Genomic DNA, 2,261 nt, shown 5'->3' with positions numbered 1-2,261 from the left:
GGTTCACCTCGGAGACGGCGAATTTCGGCAACGACCTGTCCACGTTGCCGAACTTCCCGGCCGAGATCCGGGCGCCTGCCGGGACGCTGCCCGGGGTCAGCTCGTTCCAGCTGCACTTCGCCAACTACGACATCCTGACCCCTGGTGACCGCCCGGATGTGCTGGTCGCGATGAACCCGGCCGCGTTGAAGGCCAACATCGCCGATCTGCCCCCGGGCGGGGTGCTGATCGTCAACACCGACGAGTTCACCAAGCGGAACCTGACCAAGGTCGGCTACGACGCGAACCCGCTGGAGGACGACTCGCTGGCCGCCTACGCGGTGCACGGCGTGGCGATGGCCACCCTGACCCGGGGAGCGCTGGCCGAGACCGGGCTGTCGAAGAAGGACGCCGAGCGGGCGAAGAACATGTTCGCGCTCGGGCTGCTGTCGTGGATGTATCACCGGCCCAGTGAGTCGACCGAGCGGTTCCTGCGCGAGAAGTTCGCCAAGCGCCCCGACATCGCCGAGGCCAACGTGCTGGCCTTCCGCGCCGGGCACGCCTACGGCGAGACCACCGAGGCGTTCGCGGTCACCTACGAGGTCGCCCCCGCCCGGCTGGCCCCGGGCACCTACCGCCAGATCACCGGCAACGTCGCACTGGCCTACGGCATCGTCGCGGCCGGGCGCACCACCGGGCTGCCGGTGTTCCTGGGCACCTACCCGATCACCCCGGCCTCCGACGTGCTGCACGAGCTGTCCAAGCACAAGGCGTTCGGTGTGACCACCTTCCAGGCCGAGGACGAGATCTCCGGTGTCGGCGCCGCGCTGGGTGCCAGCTTCGGTGGCGCGCTGGGGGTCACCACCACCTCCGGGCCGGGGATCGCGCTCAAGGCCGAGACCGTCGGCCTGGCCGTGGCCCTGGAACTGCCGCTGCTGGTGATCGACGTCCAGCGCGGCGGGCCCTCGACCGGGCTGCCCACCAAGACCGAGCAGGCCGACCTGCTCCAGGCCCTGCACGGCCGCAACGGCGAGGCCCCGCTACCGGTGATCGCCCCCGCCACCCCCGGCGACTGCTTCTCCGCCGCGGTCGAGGCCGCCGCGATCGCGGTCCGCTACCGCACCCCGGTGATGCTGCTCTCCGACGGTGCGCTGGCCAACGGCTCCGAGCCGTGGCGCATCCCCGACGCCGACTCGCTGCCCACCCTCGACCCCGGCTTCGCCACCGAACCCAACGCCCCCGACGGGTCCGGCGAGTTCTGGCCCTACCTGCGCGATCCCGAGACCCTCGCCCGGCCCTGGGCGATCCCGGGCACCCCCGGCCTCGAGCACCGCGTCGGCGGCCTGGAGAAGGCCGACGGGCGCGGCTCGATCTCCTACGACCCCGACAACCACGACCGGATGGTCCGGCTGCGCCAGGCCAAGATCGACGGCATCGAGGTCCCCGATCTCACCGTCGACGACCCCGACGGCACCGCCGAGGTGCTGGTGATCGGCTGGGGCTCCACCTACGGCCCGATCAACGCCGCCGCCCGGCGCGTGCGCAAGCTCGGCCACCCCGTCGCCACCACACACCTGCGCCACCTCAACCCGATGCCGGCCAACCTCGGCGAGGTCCTGTCCGGCTACCGCACCGTGCTCTGCCCCGAGATGAACCTCGGCCAGCTCGCGATGCTGCTGCGCGCCCGGCACCTGGTCGACGTCAAGTCCTACACCAAGGTCGCCGGGCTGCCCTTCGGCGCCGAGGAACTCCAGGACGTGTTCCTCGACCACCTCACCGGGCTGGAGGCCCACGCATGAGCACCGATCTCGGTCTGCCCACGATCGGCGGCCTCGACGGCGTCCCCACCACCGACGCCACCCAGACCGCCAAGGACTACACCTCCGACCAGGAGGTCCGCTGGTGCCCCGGCTGCGGCGACTACGCCGTGCTCGCCGCCGTCCGCCAGTTCCTGCCCACCCTGGGCATCCGCCGCGAGAACACCGTGTTCGTCTCCGGCATCGGCTGCTCGAGCCGCTTCCCCTACTACCTCAACACCTACGGGATGCACTCCATCCACGGCCGCGCCCCCACCATCGCCACCGGCCTGGCCACCTCCCGACCCGACCTGAGCGTCTGGGTCGTCACCGGCGACGGCGACGCCCTGTCGATCGGCGGCAACCACCTCATCCACGCCCTGCGCCGCAACGTCAACATCAAGATCCTGCTGTTCAACAACCGGATCTACGGCCTGACCAAGGGCCAGTACTCGCCCACCAGCGAGGTCGGCAAGGTCACCAAAT

2 protein-coding genes are annotated in these 2,261 nt (G+C 71.0%); both read left to right on the top strand.

Annotated features, from left to right (window positions below; translation table 11 throughout):
* On the top strand, positions 1–1,778 hold a 1,778-nt coding region (locus tag ABD160_RS33255), incomplete at its 5' end, for a 2-oxoacid:acceptor oxidoreductase subunit alpha (RefSeq protein WP_344030735.1).
* A partial coding sequence (locus tag ABD160_RS33250; RefSeq protein ID WP_344030732.1) for a thiamine pyrophosphate-dependent enzyme occupies positions 1,775–2,261 on the top strand: 487 nt, incomplete at its 3' end. The genes ABD160_RS33255 and ABD160_RS33250, both read left to right, overlap by 4 nt.

The organism is Pseudonocardia kongjuensis, assembly GCF_039526905.1.
GTDB classification, from domain to species: Bacteria; Actinomycetota; Actinomycetes; order Mycobacteriales; family Pseudonocardiaceae; genus Pseudonocardia; species Pseudonocardia kongjuensis.
Note: the sequence above shows the minus strand (reverse complement) of the source record. Positions and strands in the feature narration are given on the sequence as shown.